This is a genomic window from Nocardia sp. NPDC004573 (genome assembly GCF_053602135.1).
In genome coordinates this window covers 1-18887 of record NZ_JBSGDA010000039.1, presented here as the reverse complement: position 1 = coordinate 18887, position 18887 = coordinate 1, and the positions used below count along the sequence as shown (strand labels likewise).

The following is an 18887-nucleotide window of genomic DNA, read 5'->3' as shown; positions in this document are numbered from 1 at the left end:
CGTATCGAGCGGAATGCGAGGGCGCCGAACGGATTGCGAGTGTCCCAACCCGGTTGAGAACCAACTACTTTCCCACAGGTCGCGATCTTCCGCGAGCCGAACCGGGCCGCTGTCGCGCCGTAATCCGCGGAGCGGATATTGGTGTCCGGCACAACCGCATTGGTCGGCATCGGGGATTCGTCGCGAAGCGAGACCGATGATTTCCAGTTCGCCGTCGGGTGTGCAAAAACAACACAGCCCGGCACCTATGGGTGCCGGGCTGAAATGCGTTACCGGGCCGGGCTGAATGGCCCGGTAAGGCCGGTCGTCTGATCAGACGACGGTGCGGGTGCGGGTGCGCGCGTTGCGACGCTTGAGCGCCCGGCGCTCGTCCTCGCTCATACCACCCCACACGCCGGCGTCTTGTCCGGACTTCAGGGCCCAGGACAGGCAGTCAGCGGTTACGGGGCAGCGAGCGCAGACCAGCTTGGCATCGGCAATCTGCGCGAGCGCCGGACCACTGTTACCCACCGGGAAAAACAGCTCGGGGTCCTCATCGCGACAGATGGCCTTGTGGCGCCAGTCCATTCCTCTGCTCCTTTGCTGGGCGCCGCGCAGGGCGCCTACGGTTTGTGGTTCGTTCACTTGTGCGACTCGAATGTTTCCGCACGGTTGCTTGTGAATGCTTTCACGAACACCGTAGATGTCAATAGGCACGCGGTGCACCGTGGGGAAGCTCACGCTCTGAAGGCCCCCGTGATGGGAAGCCTGCCCGGTCCTTTGTACTCGCTCCACCGGGATTTCGCAGCACTACCCGCCATGTTTTCCCGGTGTTTCGCCCTCAGTGCGGCCGCGGAGCGACCACTGCGAGGACATCGGGCACGGCAGTGAAATCCACCACGTTGCGCTTCCCGATGAAGTCGCCATCGATTTGCAGGCCGATGGGTTCTTTGGACTCGATTCGTACGGCGGGAACGTCGTCTTCGCGAAATAAATTGCGGGACTTGGGATTTCCGTTGGCAGCCAGGAGCTGTCGCGCGAGCAGCAGGGTCGGCGCCACGCTCATGGAGCGCACCGCGAACACGCCGAGGCCCGTTTCGAACCGGGTGCCCGGGTTGGTGTGCACCGGCGTGGCGTTCAGATAGGTCCACGGTGTGGTGTTGGTAACGAAGGCGTAATGCACGCCGTCCACCGGCTCCCGCCCGGGAATTTCGATCCGAACGCTCGGTTCTTTCCGTTTTGCCCGGAAGAATTGTCGCACAGTTGTTCGAACATATCGGGCAGGCGTGGCGGTGCGGCCGCGAGCACGGCTGGCGTCGATCGCCTCGCAGACGTCGGCGTCCAGCCCGACGCCCGCGCTGAAGCAGAACCAGCGGTCGTCGGCCAGCCCGAGGCCGATCCGGCGGTCGGCGTCCAGGGTGAGCAGGTCGATGAGCTGATTGGTAGCGGTCACCGGGTCGGGGGAGATGCCGAGCGCCCTGGCGAAGACGTTCGCCGAGCCGCCCGGGATCACACCGAGGCGCGGCAACCAGGCTTGACCGTCGTCGAGGACGGGCAGCGGGAGGAAGCCGTTGATCGTCTCGTTGACCGTCCCATCGCCGCCGTGCACCACGATCAGGTCCATTTCGTTGGTGGCGGCCCATTGGGCCAGTTCCGCCGCGTGGCCGCGGTGCTGGGTGTGCGCAACGGTCAGCTGGGTGCGGCTCTCCAGCGCGTGCGCCAGTAGGTCCCGAGTCGCCGGCGTCGTCGAGGTGGCATTCGGGTTCACGATCAGCAGCGTCCGCACGAGGGCAGCCTAGTTGGCGGCTTGCCCGCCCCGGAAAAGCGGCGAGCGATGTACCGCGTGCCGTTGTCCGCGCCCCCGTCAGGACGATCGCGCGGACGGGCGGGCCGTAGGCTTGCCGCGTGAACGAGCGTCAGCAAGGCAAGCGAGGACACCGTGCGCCGCCGCGCACGACGGAGCCGAGTGCGGGCGGGGCGCGATCGTGAGCGACGGGAGTGCGGCGGTGCCCACGACAGTGCGGGCGGCAGGCGCCCTGGTGACGCTGGAAGGCGTCGTCGCCGTGGGCGTCGCGATCGTGCTGGTGGTGCGCGGGCTGCTCGGTCACGACCAGTCCGCGACGAGCGGATACGGCACCGCTGCCTGGTTCGGCATACTCGGCGGCGCGGTGCTGGCCGCGGGCGTCGGCCTGCTGCTGGGGAAACGCTGGGGTCGCGCCATCGCCGTCATCGCGCAGCTGCTGCTGCTCCCGGTCACCTGGTCGCTGCTCACCGACTCGCATCAGCCGGTCTACGGCACGGCGCTCGGGGTCGTCGCGGTCGCCGCGCTGGTGCTGCTGTTCGCGCCGCCGTCCACCCGCTGGATGGCCCAGGACTACGGGGTCGAGCCGGAATAGTCCGCCGTGCGCAGCGCTGCCCGGCAGAGCCGGTCGGCCTGCCGGGTGGTTTCCGGCAGCCGGTAGCGCGGGGTCAGCGCGAGGACCTGTGCGCAAGCGGTGTCGAGGTCGATGTGATGTCCCACGGACACGAACACCGGCTTGACGCCGGTTCTGGTGCGCAACGCCCGCCCGACCACCGCTCCCTCCAGAGTGATGTCGGCGGTCGCGCCACGTTCCGGGCCCGGTTCGGCGTAGTCGCCCCACACGGTCTTCGCCACGCCGATCGTCGGCACGCCGGTGAGCAGCCCGAGGTGGCAGGCCAGGCCGAAGCGGCGGGGGTGGGCGAGTCCTTGCCCGTCGCACACCAGCAGATCCGGTGCGGCATCCAGCTTTTCGAGCGCGGCGAGGGTGGCGGGGATCTCCCGGAAAGCGAGCAGACCGGGAACGTAGGGGAAGGCGGCGACGCCGTGCGCGACAGCGGAAGAGACCGGGCGCAGGGTGCCCGCGGCCAAGACCACTACCGCGGCGGCCACCGCGCCGCTGTCGGCATAGGCGGAATCCAGCCCGGCCACTGTGCGGAACTGCGCGCCCGCGGGGGTGCGCTCGCGGATCAGGGGCCGCAATTCGTCCTGCATCGCCGTCGCCGCTTCGGCGGTGGTGGGCCAGGACGCCGGATCGAGCGGCGGGAACCACGACATACGCGCTACCGCGCGTCGGCGGCCAGCTTGCCGAGCGCGTCGCCCGCCAGCCGGTAGCCCGCCCATTCGGTCTGGGCCACGGCTCCGATCGAATCGTAGAAGTCGATCGAGGGCTTGTTCCAGGTCAGCACCGACCAGGAGACGCGGCTGTAGCCGTGCTCCACCGCCTCCTTCGCCAGGGCCGTGAGCAGTGCCTTGCCGTAGCCGTTGCCCCGCGTCTCCGGCTTGACGTAGAGGTCTTCCAGATAGATGCCGTGCACGCCGTCCCACGTGGAGAAGTTGAGGAACCAGATGGCGCAGCCGAGCAGTTCGGACTCGTCCGCGACCACGTGCGCGAATACCTTCGGCTCCGGTCCGAACAGCGCTGCGTGCAGCTGCTCGGCGGTGACCGTGCATTCGTGCCGCGCCTTCTCGTAGTCGGCCAGGTCATGGACGAGGCCGACCAGTCCGGGCACGTCGGCGGGGACGGCGCGGCGCAGCACGGCGCCGCCGAGGTCGAGGGCGGTGGTGGGGCCGGGTCGGGTCACAGTGACGCTCCGTTGGGTACCAGGTTGTGTGTGCGGATCGCGCGCACGTCATGTTCGTAGCCGAGCACGGTCAGCGCGCCGGTCGACATGGCGAATCGGCGGCCCTCCCGGATGTCGAATTCGGCCCAGCGGGCGATCAGCGCGCGGGAGAAGTGACCGTGCCCCACCAGCACGATATCCCGCTCCGGCAGCGCGGCCGCCACGGCGGCCAGCACCCGGTCGGCACGCTCCCGCACCTGCTCCCGGGTCTCGCCGCCCGGGACGGGGCCGGTCCAGATGGTCCAGCCGGGCACGGACTCGCGGATCTGCGGGGTGGTCAGGCCCTCGTAGGCGCCGTAGTCCCACTCGGCGAGGTCGTCGTCGACCACGGCGCCGGTGAGCCCGGCGAGTTCCGCGGTGCGCCGCGCGCGCAGCCGTGGGCTGGTGCGCACCAACGGATTTCGCAGTTGCAGCGTGGCGAGCAAGCGGCCTGCCGCCACGGCCTGTTCTTCGCCGCGCTCGGTGAGCGGCAGGTCGGTGCGGCCGGTGTGCCGCCGCTGCGTAGACCAGGCGGTCTCGCCGTGCCGGAGCAGCACGACACGGGCGTCGTCGAGTGCGGACATGCCTCCATGATGGTCCACCGATGATCATGAGGCCGCGCCGGTCCGACGCCCCTCGTTCCGAGGCAACCGTATGACCACCCCGTGCCGACCGCCGTGGGCTAGGACTCGATCGGGTCCCCGAGTTCGAGCACCACCAGTGGCAGCGGTCGCGAGACCTTGGACTGGTAGTCCGCGAGCAACGGATTGTTCGTCGTCACCCAAGCCGCGAACTCGTCGTACTCGGCTCCCTCCAGCGCCCGCGCCGTGCCGCGATAGGTGGTGGCCCCCAGCTCGATGGTGACGGCGGAATCGGCTTTCACGTTGTGGTACCAGGCCGGGTACCGGTCCTCGATGAACGAACTCACGTAGCGGGTTTCGCCGCGGCGCAACACGCCGAGCGGGACCACGTGCCTCTTACCGCTCCTGGCGCCGGTGGTGGTGAGCAGGATCAGCTCACCGCCTTCGTACGCGCCGCCGACCTTGCCCGCGTTGTCGCGGAACTCCTGGATCACGCCGTCGTTCCAGTGCGCGATGTCGTCGTCGGGGAACTTCTGGTTCCACGGCGCGTCCGGGTCGTCGTAAGAGGTGATGGCAGCGTTGTCTTCGGTTGTGGCGGGTCGATCTTCGCTCATCCCAGCAGTGTGCTCCATGCCACCGACAAGTTCGCCGTCCCTCAGGCGAACGCGTGGAGTTCGCCGTCGCGCAGCTCGAGGACGGTCGTCCCGAGGACCGTGAGCGAGATGGGGCTTCCGGTATGGCCGGGCCGCTCCACCGGGATGCGCCCTGCTTCGGCTCCCGTCGCGGGGTCCAGGACGGTGAGCGCGCCGGAGGTAGGCAGCAGCAGCTTGCCTGCCATGAGCGCGGGGGATCCGAGGGCGCCGCCCGCGGTCCACAGTGGGTCGAAAGTGCTGCCGTTCAACGCGATCACGCTGTTACCGGTGAACACCAAGTAGGCCGATCCGATGCGGGTGGTGGTCGTCGCCTGGCTCAACGGCGCCGAGAGCTGATGCACCACAATCGGATTGCCGTTGCTGTCGTAGACGGCCAAGCGCGGCGGCAGCGGCTCGGCCCCCGTCGCGGCGCCGGGGAAGTAGAGCACGATGCGGCTGTCGGACACCGCGATGACCTTGGCTTCCGGGGAATCCGCTCCGGGACCGGTCAATACGTGCGAGCCGTACTCCTCCGGCACCGTGTTGTCCTTGGGGGCCGGGTTGAGCACGGTGAGCCGCTGTGCCGGGTCGACGGGGCAGCGTTCCAGCACGGCGAGCCGGGACGGACTGGAACCGGACGACAGCAACGTGCAGCCTCGGCGCGGCTGGGTCTTGACGTTCACCGGGGCGTCGACGAAGCCGTACTCCACGGTGCGCACCAGGTCCGAGCGCCACATCTCCAACCGCTGCGGCCCCTGCGCGAGCAGATAGGTGCCGTCCACCGACAGCCGCACGTCGCGATCCATGTAGCTGCTGCGCGCGGTGCGACGAGCGCCGCTGTCGCCGGCCAGCATCGTGGCCTGGCTGCAGCCGCGCTCGTCGCGGTAGACGGCGATCACCATGCCGTACTGGCCCTCGACCCCGCACAACGGAATGTCGCGCCGGTACTTCCACAGCTGGTCACCGGTGCGCGGATCGCGACCGGTGACCGTGTCGCCGTCACCGGTCACCACGACGCCGCCGGACACGAGCGCCCGCGCGCTCGCGCCGTCCGGCGCGTGCCACAGCTCACGTAGCGCGGCCGGCAACCGATCGGCCGCGGCCGGGGTCGGCACCGTGGAGGACGCGGTCACCGACTCCGTGCCGTGCGCGTCCCCGCGCACCCACACCACGGCCCCGGCGATCACCACGAGAACCGCGATCGCGACTGCGGAAAGGATGTCGGCGCGCGTCCGCCGCTCGGGTGCGAGCACGAATGCGAGACTAGCCGATCCGGTGGGTCAGGCCGATGCGGCGGCCGCGGGCTCGGCCGCGCTCCCGGCGTCCTCGGTCACCCCGTCGCCCTCGCCCGACCGACGGCGCCTGCGCCTGCGACGAGCAGGCCGGTCGGTCGCGTCGGATTCCGCCCCGGCGTCGTCATCCGAGGACTCGGCGGTCGGCTCCGCCGCGGCCGGGGTGTCGGTGGCGTCGCCGGTCGCCTTGCGCCGCCTGCGCCTGCGGCGGGCGGGCTTGTCGGCGTCGGCCACCGGTTCGGCGTCCGCGACCTCGTCGCCCGTCGGGGCATCGGTGTCATCGGCGGTGACGTTCGGGGCGTCTTCGATCGGCTGACCGCCGCGGGTGCGCTTGCGGTTGCGCTTGCGCGCGGTACGAGCAGGGCGCTCGACCACCACCGCGTCCGGATCGCGTTCCTGCTTCACCTTGCGCACCACGCCGGTCACGCCCTCGGGAATGCCGAGATCGGAGTACAGGTGGGGCGAGCGCGAGTACGTCTCGACCGGTTCGGGGATGCCGAGCCCGAGCGCGTTGTCGATCGCCGACCAGCGGTTGAGCTCGTCCCAGTCGATCAGGGTCACCGCGACGCCGGTGCGCCCGGCCCGGCCGGTGCGCCCGATGCGGTGCACGTAGGTCTTCTCGTCTTCCGGGCACTGGTAGTTGATGACGTGCGTGACGTCGTCGATGTCGATGCCGCGCGCCGCGACGTCGGTCGCGACCAGCACGTCGATGGTGCCCTTGCGGAACTTGGTCAGCGCCTTCTCGCGGGCGATCTGTCCGAGGTCGCCGTGCACCGCGCCGACCGCGAAGCCGCGTTCGGCGAGTTCGTCGGCCACCTTCTGCGCGGTGCGCTTGGTGCGCGTGAAGATCATCGTGGCGCCGCGGCTCTCGGCCTGCAGGATGCGCGCGATCAGCTCGCTCTTGTCCAGGGCGTGCGCGCGGTAGACGAACTGCGCGGTGCGATCGTGCACCGCCGAGTCGTGCGGCTCCTCGGCCCGGATGTGCGTCGGGCGGGTCAGGAAGGTGCGCGCCAGGGTGATGATCGGTCCGGGCATGGTCGCCGAGAACAGCATGGTCTGGCGCTTGTCCGGGACCATGCCGAGGATGCGCTCGATGTCCGGCAGGAAGCCGAGGTCGAGCATCTCGTCGGCCTCGTCCAGCACCAGCACGCCGATCTTGCCGAGGATCAGGTGCTGCTGATCGGCCAGGTCCAGTAGTCGTCCGGGCGTGCCGACCACCACGTCGACCCCGTCGCGCAGCGCCGCGATCTGCGCCTCGTAGGGGCGGCCGCCGTAGATGGACGCGACGCGCAGCGGTCCCCGATGGTTGGTCAGGTACTTGCTCGCGTTCTCCAGATCCTGGGTGACCTGGATGCACAGCTCGCGCGTCGGCACGATGACCAGCGCTCGCGGCGTGCCGTCCAGCGGTGTGGTGCCCGATTCCGCGGTCGCGATCCGGTGCAGCAGCGGCACGCCGAATCCGAAGGTTTTACCCATACCGGTGCGGGCCTGACCGATGAGATCTTCGCCGGCGAGCGCCAGCGGAAGGGTCAGTTCTTGAATGGCGAAAGTACGTTCGATTCCGATCTCGCCGAGTGCGCGGACGATTTCCGCGCGCACGCCCAATTCGGCGAATGTCGGGGCGGTATGCGTCGCGTCCAGTTCGGCCGTCAACAGGGTCTCCGCCAGACCTGGTTCCTGATCGACTGTGATCTTGCTCAGGGTTCGTGCCTTCCTCGTAATCACGTCCCGCGCGCACGAGGTGGGGCGGACCGGGCGGTCCACGACGACCACGACTCCGCAGGCGATACTTCACCCGGCCACGCTCCGGATGCCGGGCGCCTGCCGCGAAAAGCGGCGACTACCTCGCAAGACATCGGCGCGGCGCACTGGTGACGCGGATTGGTGCGCGCACATTTTCCTGTCCAACGAAAACTTCGCACTCGAAAGCGGCCGGCCGTCGCAGCGGCGTCTCCGCGGTGTGCGTGAGCGCGACGTCCGGCGACTCTGTCGAGCGAAACTTTCCGTTGTCCGACGCGATTGTAGCGTGATATTGTGCGTCGCTCGAATTGCCGCCGCGGCGCGCTATCGAAAATCCCTCGGACCCCTCGTGTGCTTTCGCCGCGCCGGGCGCGCACGTACGCTGCGCCACATGGGAATTCATCCGGCGCGGCAAATCTGGGCGACGCTCGAACCGCTACACGATGTCGTCTATTTCGGAACCGGCGTCAAGGAGGCGGGCGTCGGGGTCGGGTTGCGCGGCTACTGGCAGACCTACTTCGCTTTCCGCGCCGCCCCGCTGGGCGCGGTGACGCCCGCCGCTGTGCAGGCGATCTTCGCCGGATTCCATCCCGACATGGTCCGTCGCGCGCTTCCGGAGGCGTGGGAGCGGGCGACGCCGCAACGCTGCCTGGACGCGCGGCTGGACCTGGCCACCGGTCTGCTGCGCCGCGTGGGCGCGGGTGACGCCGTCTGCGCCCGCGCGGTCGAATTGCTGGCACCGGTGCAGCGCACGGCCGATCCCACGGGGCGGGCGCTGTTCGCCGCGAACGCCGCCCTGCCACTGCCCACCGACCCGGTGGCCGCGCTGTGGCAGCTGAGCACCTCGCTGCGCGAGCACCGCGGCGACGGCCACGTCGCGGCCTTGGTGACCCACGGTCTCGATGGACGTCAAGCGCTGGTCGTGCAGGTGGCCGCGGGTAAGGCGCCCGAATCGGTGATGCGCCCCGCGCGCGGGGTGTCGGAGACGGAGTGGGCGGACGCTTTCGACGAGTTGCGCGCCCGTGGCTTGGTCGCCGGAGAACCGGTCACGCCCACCCTCACCGGCAGCGGCGCGGCATTGCTGGCCGAGGTCGAAGCCGAGACCGACGAAGCGGCGTGTACCGGAGCGCTCGCGGTGCTGTCGGCCGACGCGATCACGGAGTTGACCACCTCGCTCGCGCCCCTGGTACGCGACGTGCAGGAGGCGGTGGTCCCGCCGCTCAATCCGGTCGGCATGGGACCGCGGTGACGCTGGGGGGAGTTGCCTGTTACCCGCGGTACCGATATATGAGACTCTCTTCGCTGTGAGTCTTGCCGACACCGTCACTCTCGCCGCGCGCAACGCGTGGGCCTTGACCTTCGGCTCCGGTATCGAGGCGCCGGACCCGACTCCCGCGACGATCCTGTGCGACCAGCCGCACCGGCAGCTGCGGCGGTTCGAGCGAGCCGACGGGACCGTGCCGGAGGGAGATTCCGCCGTTCTGCTGGTCCCGCCGCTCGCTGCGCCCGCCACCTGTTTCGATCTACGGCCCGAGCAGAGCCTGGCGCGCTTCCTGCTCGAGATCGGCCGCAGCCCGTACGTCGTCGACTACGGCGCGATCACCTTCGCCGACCGGCGCATGGGGTTCGAGGACTGGATCGACGGCATCCTGCCCGAGGCGGTGCTGCGCACCAGCGCCGACCGCGACGGACGCGCGGTCGATCTGGTGGGCTGGTCCCTCGGCGGCACGCTGGCCTTGCTGACCGCCGCGGCGCATCCCGAGTTGCCCATCCGTTCGATCACGGCCGTCGGCTCGCCGCTGGACTACGACCGGATGACCGGCGTGCCGCAGCTGCGCGCCGTCGCGCGCCTCACGGGTGGCCGGGCCACCTCGACCGTCATCCGCGCAGCCGGTGGCGTTCCTGCGACACTGACTCGAATCGGCTACAAGGTCACCGCCTGGGATCGCGAGCTGACCCGCCCGTGGTTCGTCGCCAGCAATATCGCGCGCACCGAGGCGCTGGCGAAAATGGAGACGATCGACCGGTTCATGGCTGAGATGCCCCGGCTATCCGGGGCGCTTCTACGGACAGCTGTGGGGCAGGTTCATCCTGCACAACGACATCGGGCGCGGTGCCGTCGTCCTCGGCGGACGCCGGATCGAGCTGGATCGGGTGACCGTGCCGGTGCTGCTGGTCGGCGGGCCCTCCGACGTGATCACCCCGGCCCCCGCCGTCGAAGCGGGGGCCCGCGTGCTCACCGGAGCGGCGCTGGTCCGCTACGAGACCGCCCCCGGCAGTCACCTCGGCATCCTGGCCGGACCGACCGCGCGTGACACGACATGGAGTTACCTGGAGAAGTTCCTGGCCGAGACCGCGTGACCCGCGCCGAGTATTACGCTGGGGCGCATGGGAGCACAGTCACCTGCCGCGTTAGGTGTTTCGTCGACCGACCCAGCGAACCTCTTCATCCCCGCGAGCCATCCCGGCGTGACCGAGCTGTTCGCGGTGCTCGCCTACGGCGAGATCTCCGCGTTCTACCGGCTGGCCGAGGAAGCCAAGCTGTCGCCGACCCTGCGGGGCAAGGTGGCGGTGGCGGCGATGGCCGCGGCCGAGATGGAGCATTTCAAGACGCTGGAGTCCGCGCTGGCCGCTCGGGGCGCCGAAGTCTTCGACGCCATGGCGCCGTTCGTGCGCGCGCTGGACGACTATCACGCCTCGACCGATCCCTCGACGTGGCTCGAGTCGATGGTGAAGTTCTATGTCGGTGACGGCATCGCCGCGGACTTCTACACCGAGATCGCGGGCGCGCTGACCCCGGACATCGCCGCGGTGGTTCGCGACGTGCTCGCCGAGACCAGTCACTCGGAGTTCGTCGTCGAGGAGGTGCGGCGGGCGGTCACCGAGAGCCGCTCCGAACGTGACCGGCTCACCCTCTGGGGCAGGCGGCTGCTCGGTGAGGCGATCACGCAGGCGCAATTCGTCATGGCGCAGCGTGACGAGCTCACCGATCTGGTCCTCACCGCCACCGGCGACCTCAACGGCATCGCCGCGCTGATCGAGCGGATGCAGGACAGTCACGCCGAGCGCATGGCGGTACTCGGTATCTGAGCGCGGCTACGCGTTGGCCGCGCGGTTGGGCACCAGCCGCAAACCGGGCGCGTGGGTGCTCGCCCGGTCGATCAGCCAGACGACGACGCTCTGGTCCCGGCGGTCGGATTCCAAGTTCTCGAACGGGACCTCGACCACGCCGTGCACCGGATGGTCGAGGTGCAACGTGCCGGAACCGGGCGCGCCGACCCGATGCGGCTTCCAGCGGTCGGCGAAATCCGGCAGCGCGCGCAGCGCCTCGATCGTCTCGAGCAGCGCGTCGTCGCCGGGCCAGTGGAGTTTGGCGCGGCAGAGCGCGGAGGTGAAAGTGTCGGCGGCTTCCTCCCAGTTGCGCAGGACGCGCCGTGCCGCGGGGTGCACGAAGGTGTACCAGGCCAGATTGGGCTGATCCGGTCCGTCCAGCAGGCCCAGTGGGGCGACGAAATCGGCCCACGCCTGGTTCCAGCCCAGCACGTTCAGCCTGCGGCCGACCACGAACGCCGGGGTCGGCTCCAGGGCGTGCAGGATCGTCTCGATCGTCGGAGCCACCTGCTCCTGTGCGGCTTCGCCCCCGGGGCACCGGGATTCGTTGCCGGAAGCCACCGCGAGCATGCCGAAGTACTGGCGGTCGTCGCCGCGCAGCAGCAGCGCGTCGGCCAACGCGTCGATCACCGCGAGCGACGGGTTGGTGTCGCGCCCTTGCTCGAGCCGGGCCAGGTAGTCGGCGCTGACGCCCGCGCGGACGGCGACCTCCTCGCGGCGCAGCCCGGGAGTCCGGCGGCGTCCGCCCTCGGGCAAGCCGACGTCCGACGGCCGCAGCTCGGCGCGCCGGGCGATGAGGAACTCCGCGAATCCGTTACTGGCCATAGGTCCCATCGTGCCTGGTCCGAGGACGGTTATCCGCGCCCTGTCAGGTCCAGGATAACGGCGGTCTGGCTACCGGACCGCGGTCCGGTCATTGTCGGAGGCATGACATCTACCTCGGAATCCACCACGCTGAAGTCCGGTTCGTGGGCGCTGGACGCCGCGCACTCCTCGGTCGCCTTCACCATCCGCCATCTCGGCATCGCCAAGGTCCGTGGCGGATTCACCCGGTTCGAGACCGAATTCGTGGTCGACGAGTCGGGCGCGGCCACCGTGGGCGCGACGATCTACCTCGATTCCTTCGACACCGGCAACGCCGACCGGGACGCGCACATCCGCACCGCCGACTTCCTCGACGTCGCCAATCGCCCCACGCTGACCTTCCGCGCCAACCATCCGGTGCTCGTCGCGGAGACCTTCGAGGTCGAGGGCGAGGCCACGCTCGGCTCGATCACCAAGCCGGTCACCCTGGCGGTCGAGTGGGGCGGTGTGCAGGACTTCGGCCCGACCGGCGATCGGCATGCCGGTTTCTCCGCCACCGGCACCATCAAGCGGACCGATTTCGGCGTCGGCGGCCCGCTGCCCGGCATGCTCAGCGACACCGTGAAGATCGAGCTCGAGATTCAGCTCATCGAGCCGAAGTGAGCTTCCCCGGCGGCCACCACTAGCCTGGACTCGACAGCACAGGACTCTCAGGTTCGGAGGTTGGCCGTGGAGGTCAAGATCGGTATTTCGGATAGCCCGCGCGAGCTGGTGATCAGCAGCGCGCAGACCCAGGAAGAGGTCGAGGCGCTGGTGTCCGGTGCGCTCGGCGGCGACGGCGGCGTCTTGGCTCTCACCGACGAGAAGGGCCGCAAGTTCCTGATCCAGGCTTCGAAGGTCGCCTACGTCGAGATCGGCTCGACCACCGGCGGCCGCGTCGGTTTCGCCGCGGTCTGACTCCCGGTTTCCGGCCGACAAGCAACGAGCCCTTGTTCCCGATACATCGGGGACAAGGGCTCGTTCGTCGTCGTAAGCGCTCAGTCGATGGGGTGCAGCGGCACGTGCTTCAGGCCGCCCCACGCCAGGGAGACGGTGGTGTCGACCGCCTCCTCCTTCGGGATCGGCCGATCGGCCTCCAGCCAGTATCGCGCGGTGAACTGGCTCGCGCCCACCAGGCCGACGGCCAGGATGCGGGCCCGGTAGGGGTCCAGGCCCGAGTCGTGCGCGACCAGGTCGAAGACCGCGTCCACGCAGGCCTCGGTGGCCTGCTCGACCCGGCGCTGCACCTGCGGCTCGCTGGTGAGGTCGGACTCGAAGACCAGGCGGAAACCCTGCATCTCGTTGTCCACGAAATCGAAGTACGCCTGCACCGCCGCGCGGACGCGCTGCTTGTTGGACGTGGTGGAGCGCAGCGCTTGGCGCACGCTGGACACCAGCATGTCCACGTAGTTCTGCAGCACGGCGAGGTAGAGCTCCAGCTTGCTGCTGAAGTGCTGGTACAGCACCGGCTTGCTCACTCCGGCGCACTGCGAGATCTCGTCCATGCCCGCGGCGTGGTAGCCGCGCTGCACGAAGACTTCGCTTGCCGCGGCGAGTAGCTGTTGACGTCGCTCGTCGCGCGGAAGCCGGGTACCGCGTTTGGCGGGTGCCATGGCCTCGGACGACGATCGACGGGACGTCATCCGGTCCACGAGGTCAGTCATTTCGGCTCTCCCAGTCGATTCCCCGGCAAAGGGGTGTGCACCGGGTTGTCTCATGAACGATACCCGGTTGTTGCCCGCCCGCGGATCGGGGCCGGACAACTGGTGCCACCCGGAGAGACATTGTCGCACCGAAGGGGCCGGCCGATGTGCCCGTGAGTGGGGATGCGCTGCTGTGCGACTCTGGTGACCGTGACCGACCGACCGGAGAGACCGCCCGGCGGGCGGCGTGGTGCGCGCCGCCCGGCTGGCCCCGGAGCGCCCGGTTCCGTAGGGTCGGACAGCATGGCGAGAACCTGGCCAGAGGCGCGAACGGATGGGGCGGCTCGGACCGGCGCAGCCAAGCGTTCCGGAGCCGGCGGCGGGTCGCCCGGCCGCAAGACGAGCAAGCGCAAGCGCGGCACGGCCCCCGAAACACCTGCGCCGCAGACTGATTCGGACCGGCAGCAGTCCGATCGGGAGGGTGTCGAGGTCTACGATCCGCTCGGCCTCTACTCCCACAAGGCCGAGCGGTCCCATCAGCCGCTGCGCGCCCGCTGGGATCCCACGTCCCCCGACGAGGGCAGGGACCGCGGTCGCCCCGAACGGGACGCCAAGAAGCAGAGCGCGCTCGGCAGATTCGTCTCCACCTACGGCTGGCGGGCGTACGCGTTGCCCGTTCTGGTCGTGATCACCGTTCTGGTCGCCGTCGACGCGGTGCGCGCGGCCGACACCGACAGCACCGCCGGATCGGATCCGGGGCTCGGGCGACTCAGCCCGGCCACCGCCACCGCGGGCATCATCGGCGCCCCACCGGGCGACGGGCACTTTCCCACCGATCTCCCCACCGGAGCACTGCCCGATGGCGGCGGGTTCGCCGAGACCGGCGCCGGCTCCTGGCACGTGGTGCCCGGCACCACGGCCCAGATCGGCACCGGAACCGCGACCGTCTTCCGCTACACCGTGGAGATCGAGAACGGCGTGGACACCTCCGGCTTGGGTGGTGACGAGGCCATCGCCAAGATGGTCGATTCCACCCTGGCCAATCCGAAGAGCTGGGTGCACGACCCCAAATTCGCGTTCCGCCGGGTCGACCAAGGCGACGCCGACTTCCGCGTCTCGCTAACCTCGCGCGGTTCCAGCCGCAAGGAGTGCGGTTTCGACATCCCGATCGACACCTCCTGCTACAACGCCGACGATCGCCGCGTGGTGCTCTCGGATGTGCGCTGGGTGCGCGGCGCGCTCGCCTTCGAGGGCGATATCGGCTCCTACCGGCAGTATCTGATCAACCACGAGGTCGGCCACGCCATCGGCTACCACCAGCACCAGGCGTGCGAGACCGACGGCGGGCTGGCGCCGGTGATGATGCAGCAGACCTTCGGCACCCGCAACGACGACATCGCCGCCCTCGATCCGCACGGCGTGGTCCCGATGGACGGCAAGCGCTGCCGCTTCAACCCCTGGCCCTACCCGCGCGGGTAAGGGCGGGGCGGCTGTCACGCCGTGTCCGGTATACGGAACGATGGATGGGAAGAACGGCCCGGTCGCCGGTGTTGCACAGTTGACCCAGCCCGCCACGGGCGTCATACCCGCCGCAGCGATCGGCCAAGCGATTCGAGGAGTCCTGGACGTGTCATCACCCAAGTCCCTGCCGCCACTTGTCGAGCCGGCCGCGGAGCTGACCAGGGATGAGGTAGCCCGCTACAGCCGACACCTGATCATCCCCGATCTCGGCGTGGACGGACAGAAACGTCTGAAGAACGCCAAAGTGCTGGTGATCGGCGCAGGCGGCCTCGGCTCGCCCGCCCTGCTGTACCTGGCCGCCGCGGGTGTGGGCACGCTCGGCATCGTCGAGTTCGACGAGGTCGACGCCTCGAACCTGCAGCGTCAGATCATCCACGGCGAATCCGACATCGGCCGTCCGAAGGCCGACAGCGCGCGCGACTCCATCCTGGAGATCAACTCCGGCATCGATGTCCGGCTGCACAAGCTCCGGCTGGAACCGGAGAACGCGGTGGACCTCTTCCGCGAGTACGACCTGATCGTCGACGGCACCGACAACTTCGCCACCCGGTACCTGGTCAACGATGCCGCGGTGCTCGCGGGCAAGCCGTACGTGTGGGGCTCGATCTACCGCTTCGAGGGCCAGGTCTCGGTGTTCTGGGAGGACGCCCCGGACGGGCGCGGCATCAACTACCGCGACCTGTACCCGGAGGCCCCGCCGCCCGGCATGGTCCCGTCCTGCGCCGAGGGCGGCGTGCTCGGCGTGCTGTGCGCGTCGATCGGTTCGGTGATGGTCACCGAGGCCATCAAGCTGATCACCGGCATCGGCGAGCCGCTGCTGGGTCGTCTGATGGTGTACGACGCACTGGACATGAACTACCGCACCATCAAACTGCGCCGCGACCCGGAGCGTCAGCCGATCACCGAACTGATCGATTACGAGGCGTTCTGCGGCGTGGTGTCCGAGGAGGGCCAGGCGGCCGCGGCCGGTTCCACCATCACCGCGCGCGAGCTCGAAGAGCTGCTGGCGTCGGGCAAGCCCATCGAGCTGATCGACGTGCGCGAGCCGGTCGAGTGGGACATCGTGCACATCGAGGGCGCCAAGCTCATCCCCAAGGACCGCATCCTGTCCGGTGAGGCGCTGTCCGAACTGCCCCAGAACCGTCCGATCGTGCTGCACTGCAAGACCGGCGTGCGCTCCGCCGAGGCCCTGGCGGCCCTCAAACGCGCGGGCTTCTCCGATGCCACCCACTTGCAGGGCGGTGTGATCGCCTGGGCGAATCAGGTGGACAAGTCGCTCCCGGTGTACTGAGGCGGATACGGCGCGCCGGAGGCGCGCCAAATCAGACACGACGTACCGTACGGCCGTGACTTCTGTGGAACCTCCCGAGCATGTGCGTGCCACGTTCGGTCTGCGCGAAGTGACCCCGGTTTCGCTCGGTGACTGGGAAGGCGGTTGGCGCTTCGGCGACGTGGTGCTGAGTCCCGTCGCCGATCACGCGCGCGCGGCGTGGTCGGCGAAGATCCGCGAGACGCTGAAGGTCGACGGTTTGCGGCTGGCGCGTCCGGTGCGGGCCACCGACGGCCGCTACGTCGTCTCGGGCTGGCGTGCGGACACCTATCTGGAGGGCGCACCCGAGCCGCGGCACGACGAGGTGGTCTCGGTGTCGCTGCGCCTGCATCAGGCGACGGCGGATCTGGAGCGGCCGCGCTTTCTCGCCCAGCCACCGGTCGTGCCGTGGGTGGACATCGACGTGTTCGTCGCCGCCGATCGCGCCGCCTGGGAGCCGGTGCCGCTGCGCAGCCTCCGCGCCGGGGGTGCGTCCCTGTCGACCTCCCCGGACGGCCGGCGCAGCATCGAACTGATCGGTCAGCTGGCCACCCTGCGCAAACCGGTGCAGACCCCGCCGCAGCTGGTGCACGGTGACCTGTTCGGCACGGTCTTGTTCGCGGGCGCGCAGGTCCCCGGACTCTCCGACATCACCCCGTACTGGCGGCCGGTGCCCTGGGCGGCGGCAGTGGTCGTAGTGGACGCCCTGTCCTGGGGTGGCGCGGACGACGGCTTGCTCGATCGCTGGGCGGACCTGCCGGAGTGGCCGCAGATGTTGTTGCGCGCGGTGATGTTCCGGCTGGCGGTCCACGCGCTGCACCCACGGTCGACGCCCCAGGCGTTCCCGGGTCTGGCGCGCACGGCGGACATGGTGCGCCTGACCCTTTGACAGCGGAGTTACTCTCCGGCAATGTGATGCGAAGTCGCGGGTCTTGCTGATCCGATCCGGCGGACACTTCACCCACATGCGGAGGGGATTCGTGGCGGCCGCCCGCTGTCGCCAATGCCGGGAATGCCGGATACTCGCGGTAACGCATGTGCGTGCCGCATGTGCCAGGAGACCCTCGCCGAGAGAGGTTGACGAATGCTGTTAGTTGTCCCGCGGCGGCCGACCGTGGGGACCGCGTCGTGTGGAGGGCGTGCATGACGACCTTGTCGGACTTGGATCTCCCTGATCTGCCACATCCCAAGTACGCCAGCGGCGGTCTCAATGCGGTCGTCGACACGGCGAACGTGTACATGCAGAACTCGGTCTTCCTTTTCGCGTCGGGTTGGGACGGCGGGCAGAAGGACATGATCGCTTGGTTGGCGGACAAAAAAGTGTGGGGCAACGACGGGCTGCTGAGCACGGCAGGCCAAAAGCTCACCAAGGATGGCGCCCAGACGCTCGAACCCGGATCGTCGGTGCTGGTCGACAAGTACGAAGACAAGCGCGGTGCATTTCTCGACAAAACGTCAGAACTGCAGGCGCAGAACGGCAGCGTGAACGAAAGCGCCATCGCGAGCTTCGACACCTCGAACAAGGCGTTCCAGGATGTCAAAGAGATCGTGAACGGGCTCAAAACCGAGTTGGAGCGTGAACCCGGTGAGCACCAGCTGACCCGATTGCCCGATGGCAACTTGCACCTGACCGCCGCCGAGGAAAACCGGTTGCTGCAGCTGCTCCTGGAGGGCGTCGACCGTGTGCACGACACGATCGAGGACGCGGACAGCGGCATGCAACGGAACGCGGGCAATATCTACAAGATGATTCCGGACCTCCCGCGCAACCCCTACGGCAGCGCACCGGATGCCGGCCCCCGAGCTCCGTGGGCGCCGACCGCGAGCAGCGCTACGTGGTCACAGGGCACCGGGACACCGGACGATATCATCGCGAAGGCTCGGGAACAGTTGGCGCTCGGTGTCTCCGAAATCGGCGGCAACAATGTCCCGATGTTCCGTGGTAAGGATGGCAAGCTCTACAAGGCCCCCTACAACATCAACGACGCGTGGTGCGCGGCATTCTCCACCTGGACGTGGGATCAGGCCGGTTACAACGTCGAGTGGACCAACCCGAACTACGTGCCCTCGATCTGGAACGACGCCAAGCACATGGGATTGGCGGCGAACATCTCGAGCGCCCAGAAGGGCGACATGATCATTTTCGACTGGGAGGGTGACGGAACCCCCGACCATGTCGGAATCGTCGAGTCCGTGGACCCACGAACCGGCCGGATCACCACGATCGAGGGCAATTCCAGTGATCAATTGAAATCCAACAGCTATTCCATGAACGCGGGGTCGCTCGTCGGCGTCGTCAAGCCGCCGTCCAACCAGGCGAAGGCTTCCTGACGGTTCCGGTGCGCCGCGCACGGACTATCGCGACAGTTCCGTGCGCGGCGCGCCGATCAATGCGCGGCGGTATCAGCTCGACAGATCGTTCACCGAAGCGGACTCATTGCCGGACAGCGAGATTCCCAGGTTCGCGGCGGTGCGATCGCCCTCGTCGTCCCCGTGCTGGAATTCGACGGCGGAACCCGCCGACAGCACTTCGACGTTGAGGCACAGCGACTGGAGTTCCTTGAGCAGGACCTTGAACGATTCCGGGATGCCCGGTTCCGGGATGTTCTCGCCCT

General features: G+C 68.9%; 20 protein-coding genes and 1 pseudogene. 10 read left to right on the top strand and 11 right to left on the bottom strand.

Annotated elements, in window-relative coordinates; all coding sequences use genetic code 11:
- Positions 1-312: 312 nt before the first annotated feature.
- Together ACWEKR_RS34125 and ACWEKR_RS34120 are read right to left on the bottom strand one after the other, a co-directional pair.
- On the bottom strand, positions 313-567 hold the full coding sequence (locus ACWEKR_RS34125; RefSeq protein ID WP_011211115.1) for a WhiB family transcriptional regulator: 255 nt from the start codon (positions 565-567) through the stop codon (positions 313-315).
- A 253-nt stretch (positions 568-820) separates the two neighbouring features.
- On the bottom strand, positions 821-1765 hold the full coding sequence (locus tag ACWEKR_RS34120; RefSeq protein ID WP_452358009.1) for a diacylglycerol/lipid kinase family protein: 945 nt from the start codon (positions 1763-1765) through the stop codon (positions 821-823).
- A 220-nt stretch (positions 1766-1985) separates the two neighbouring features.
- Between ACWEKR_RS34120 and ACWEKR_RS34115 the strand changes: the two genes are divergently transcribed.
- Positions 1986-2375, top strand: a complete 390-nt coding sequence (locus tag ACWEKR_RS34115) for a hypothetical protein (RefSeq protein ID WP_195091540.1) — start codon at positions 1986-1988, stop codon at positions 2373-2375.
- Here the strand turns inward: ACWEKR_RS34115 and ACWEKR_RS34110 are convergent.
- From ACWEKR_RS34110 to ACWEKR_RS34085, 6 genes are all read right to left on the bottom strand, one after another.
- Complete coding sequence (locus ACWEKR_RS34110) at positions 2354-3055, bottom strand: endonuclease V (RefSeq protein WP_452358008.1); 702 nt, start codon at positions 3053-3055, stop codon at positions 2354-2356. The two genes, ACWEKR_RS34115 and ACWEKR_RS34110, sit on opposite strands and share 22 nt — an antisense overlap.
- Before the next feature lie 5 nt (positions 3056-3060).
- On the bottom strand, positions 3061-3537 hold the full coding sequence (locus tag ACWEKR_RS34105) for an N-acetyltransferase family protein (RefSeq protein WP_452358029.1): 477 nt from the start codon (positions 3535-3537) through the stop codon (positions 3061-3063).
- A gap of 41 nt (positions 3538-3578) precedes the next feature.
- A complete protein-coding gene (locus tag ACWEKR_RS34100; protein WP_452358007.1) occupies positions 3579-4184 on the bottom strand; it encodes an acid phosphatase in 606 nt (201 codons plus the stop codon).
- 98 nt (positions 4185-4282) lie between these two features.
- Entirely contained in the window at positions 4283-4795 is a 513-nt protein-coding gene (locus ACWEKR_RS34095) for a nitroreductase/quinone reductase family protein (protein ID WP_452358006.1), read from the bottom strand.
- 41 nt (positions 4796-4836) lie between these two features.
- Positions 4837-6066: an Rv3212 family protein gene (locus tag ACWEKR_RS34090; RefSeq protein WP_452358005.1), complete on the bottom strand. Its 1230-nt coding sequence runs from the start codon at positions 6064-6066 to the stop codon at positions 4837-4839.
- A 27-nt stretch (positions 6067-6093) separates the two neighbouring features.
- Positions 6094-7827, bottom strand: a complete 1734-nt coding sequence (locus ACWEKR_RS34085) for a DEAD/DEAH box helicase (RefSeq protein WP_452358028.1) — start codon at positions 7825-7827, stop codon at positions 6094-6096.
- Positions 7828-8236: 409 nt separating this feature from the next.
- Between ACWEKR_RS34085 and ACWEKR_RS34080 the strand changes: the two genes are divergently transcribed.
- The 3 genes and pseudogenes from ACWEKR_RS34080 to ACWEKR_RS34070 all read left to right on the top strand — a co-directional run bounded on the left by ACWEKR_RS34080 (position 8237) and on the right by ACWEKR_RS34070 (position 10935).
- On the top strand, positions 8237-9094 hold the full coding sequence (locus ACWEKR_RS34080; protein ID WP_452358004.1) for an SCO6745 family protein: 858 nt from the start codon (positions 8237-8239) through the stop codon (positions 9092-9094).
- Between the two features lie 55 nt (positions 9095-9149).
- A pseudogene (locus tag ACWEKR_RS34075) lies at positions 9150-10206 on the top strand (alpha/beta hydrolase).
- A gap of 27 nt (positions 10207-10233) precedes the next feature.
- Complete coding sequence (locus tag ACWEKR_RS34070) at positions 10234-10935, top strand: ferritin-like fold-containing protein (RefSeq protein WP_452358003.1); 702 nt, start codon at positions 10234-10236, stop codon at positions 10933-10935.
- A 6-nt stretch (positions 10936-10941) separates the two neighbouring features.
- Here ACWEKR_RS34070 and ACWEKR_RS34065 read toward each other — a convergent pair whose 3' ends face one another.
- Entirely contained in the window at positions 10942-11781 is an 840-nt protein-coding gene (locus ACWEKR_RS34065) for a helix-turn-helix domain-containing protein (protein WP_452358002.1), read from the bottom strand.
- A 102-nt stretch (positions 11782-11883) separates the two neighbouring features.
- Between ACWEKR_RS34065 and ACWEKR_RS34060 the strand changes: the two genes are divergently transcribed.
- Both ACWEKR_RS34060 and ACWEKR_RS34055 read left to right on the top strand, forming a co-directional pair.
- On the top strand, positions 11884-12423 hold the full coding sequence (locus tag ACWEKR_RS34060; RefSeq protein WP_452358001.1) for a YceI family protein: 540 nt from the start codon (positions 11884-11886) through the stop codon (positions 12421-12423).
- A 66-nt stretch (positions 12424-12489) separates the two neighbouring features.
- Complete coding sequence (locus ACWEKR_RS34055; protein WP_159847420.1) at positions 12490-12717, top strand: DUF3107 domain-containing protein; 228 nt, start codon at positions 12490-12492, stop codon at positions 12715-12717.
- A gap of 80 nt (positions 12718-12797) precedes the next feature.
- Here ACWEKR_RS34055 and ACWEKR_RS34050 read toward each other — a convergent pair whose 3' ends face one another.
- Positions 12798-13463, bottom strand: coding sequence for a TetR/AcrR family transcriptional regulator (locus tag ACWEKR_RS34050; RefSeq protein WP_040869167.1), 666 nt, complete (start codon positions 13461-13463; stop codon positions 12798-12800).
- Positions 13464-13745: 282 nt separating this feature from the next.
- On the opposite strand from ACWEKR_RS34050, the gene ACWEKR_RS34045 reads away from it, so the two are divergent.
- The 4 genes from ACWEKR_RS34045 (at position 13746) to ACWEKR_RS34030 (ending at position 18603) form a co-directional block, all read left to right on the top strand.
- Positions 13746-14921 (top strand): DUF3152 domain-containing protein, encoded by a 1176-nt coding sequence (locus ACWEKR_RS34045; protein ID WP_452358000.1) that lies wholly within the window; start codon positions 13746-13748, stop codon positions 14919-14921.
- A gap of 148 nt (positions 14922-15069) precedes the next feature.
- Positions 15070-16254, top strand: a complete 1185-nt coding sequence (gene moeZ, locus ACWEKR_RS34040) for an adenylyltransferase/sulfurtransferase MoeZ (RefSeq protein ID WP_195091450.1) — start codon at positions 15070-15072, stop codon at positions 16252-16254.
- 55 nt (positions 16255-16309) lie between these two features.
- Complete coding sequence (locus ACWEKR_RS34035) at positions 16310-17161, top strand: TIGR02569 family protein (protein ID WP_195091448.1); 852 nt, start codon at positions 16310-16312, stop codon at positions 17159-17161.
- A gap of 254 nt (positions 17162-17415) precedes the next feature.
- On the top strand, positions 17416-18603 hold the full coding sequence (locus tag ACWEKR_RS34030; protein WP_452357999.1) for a CHAP domain-containing protein: 1188 nt from the start codon (positions 17416-17418) through the stop codon (positions 18601-18603).
- 72 nt (positions 18604-18675) lie between these two features.
- Here the strand turns inward: ACWEKR_RS34030 and ACWEKR_RS34025 are convergent.
- The coding region (locus ACWEKR_RS34025) for a hypothetical protein (RefSeq protein WP_452357998.1) at positions 18676-18887 on the bottom strand (212 nt) is incomplete at its 5' end.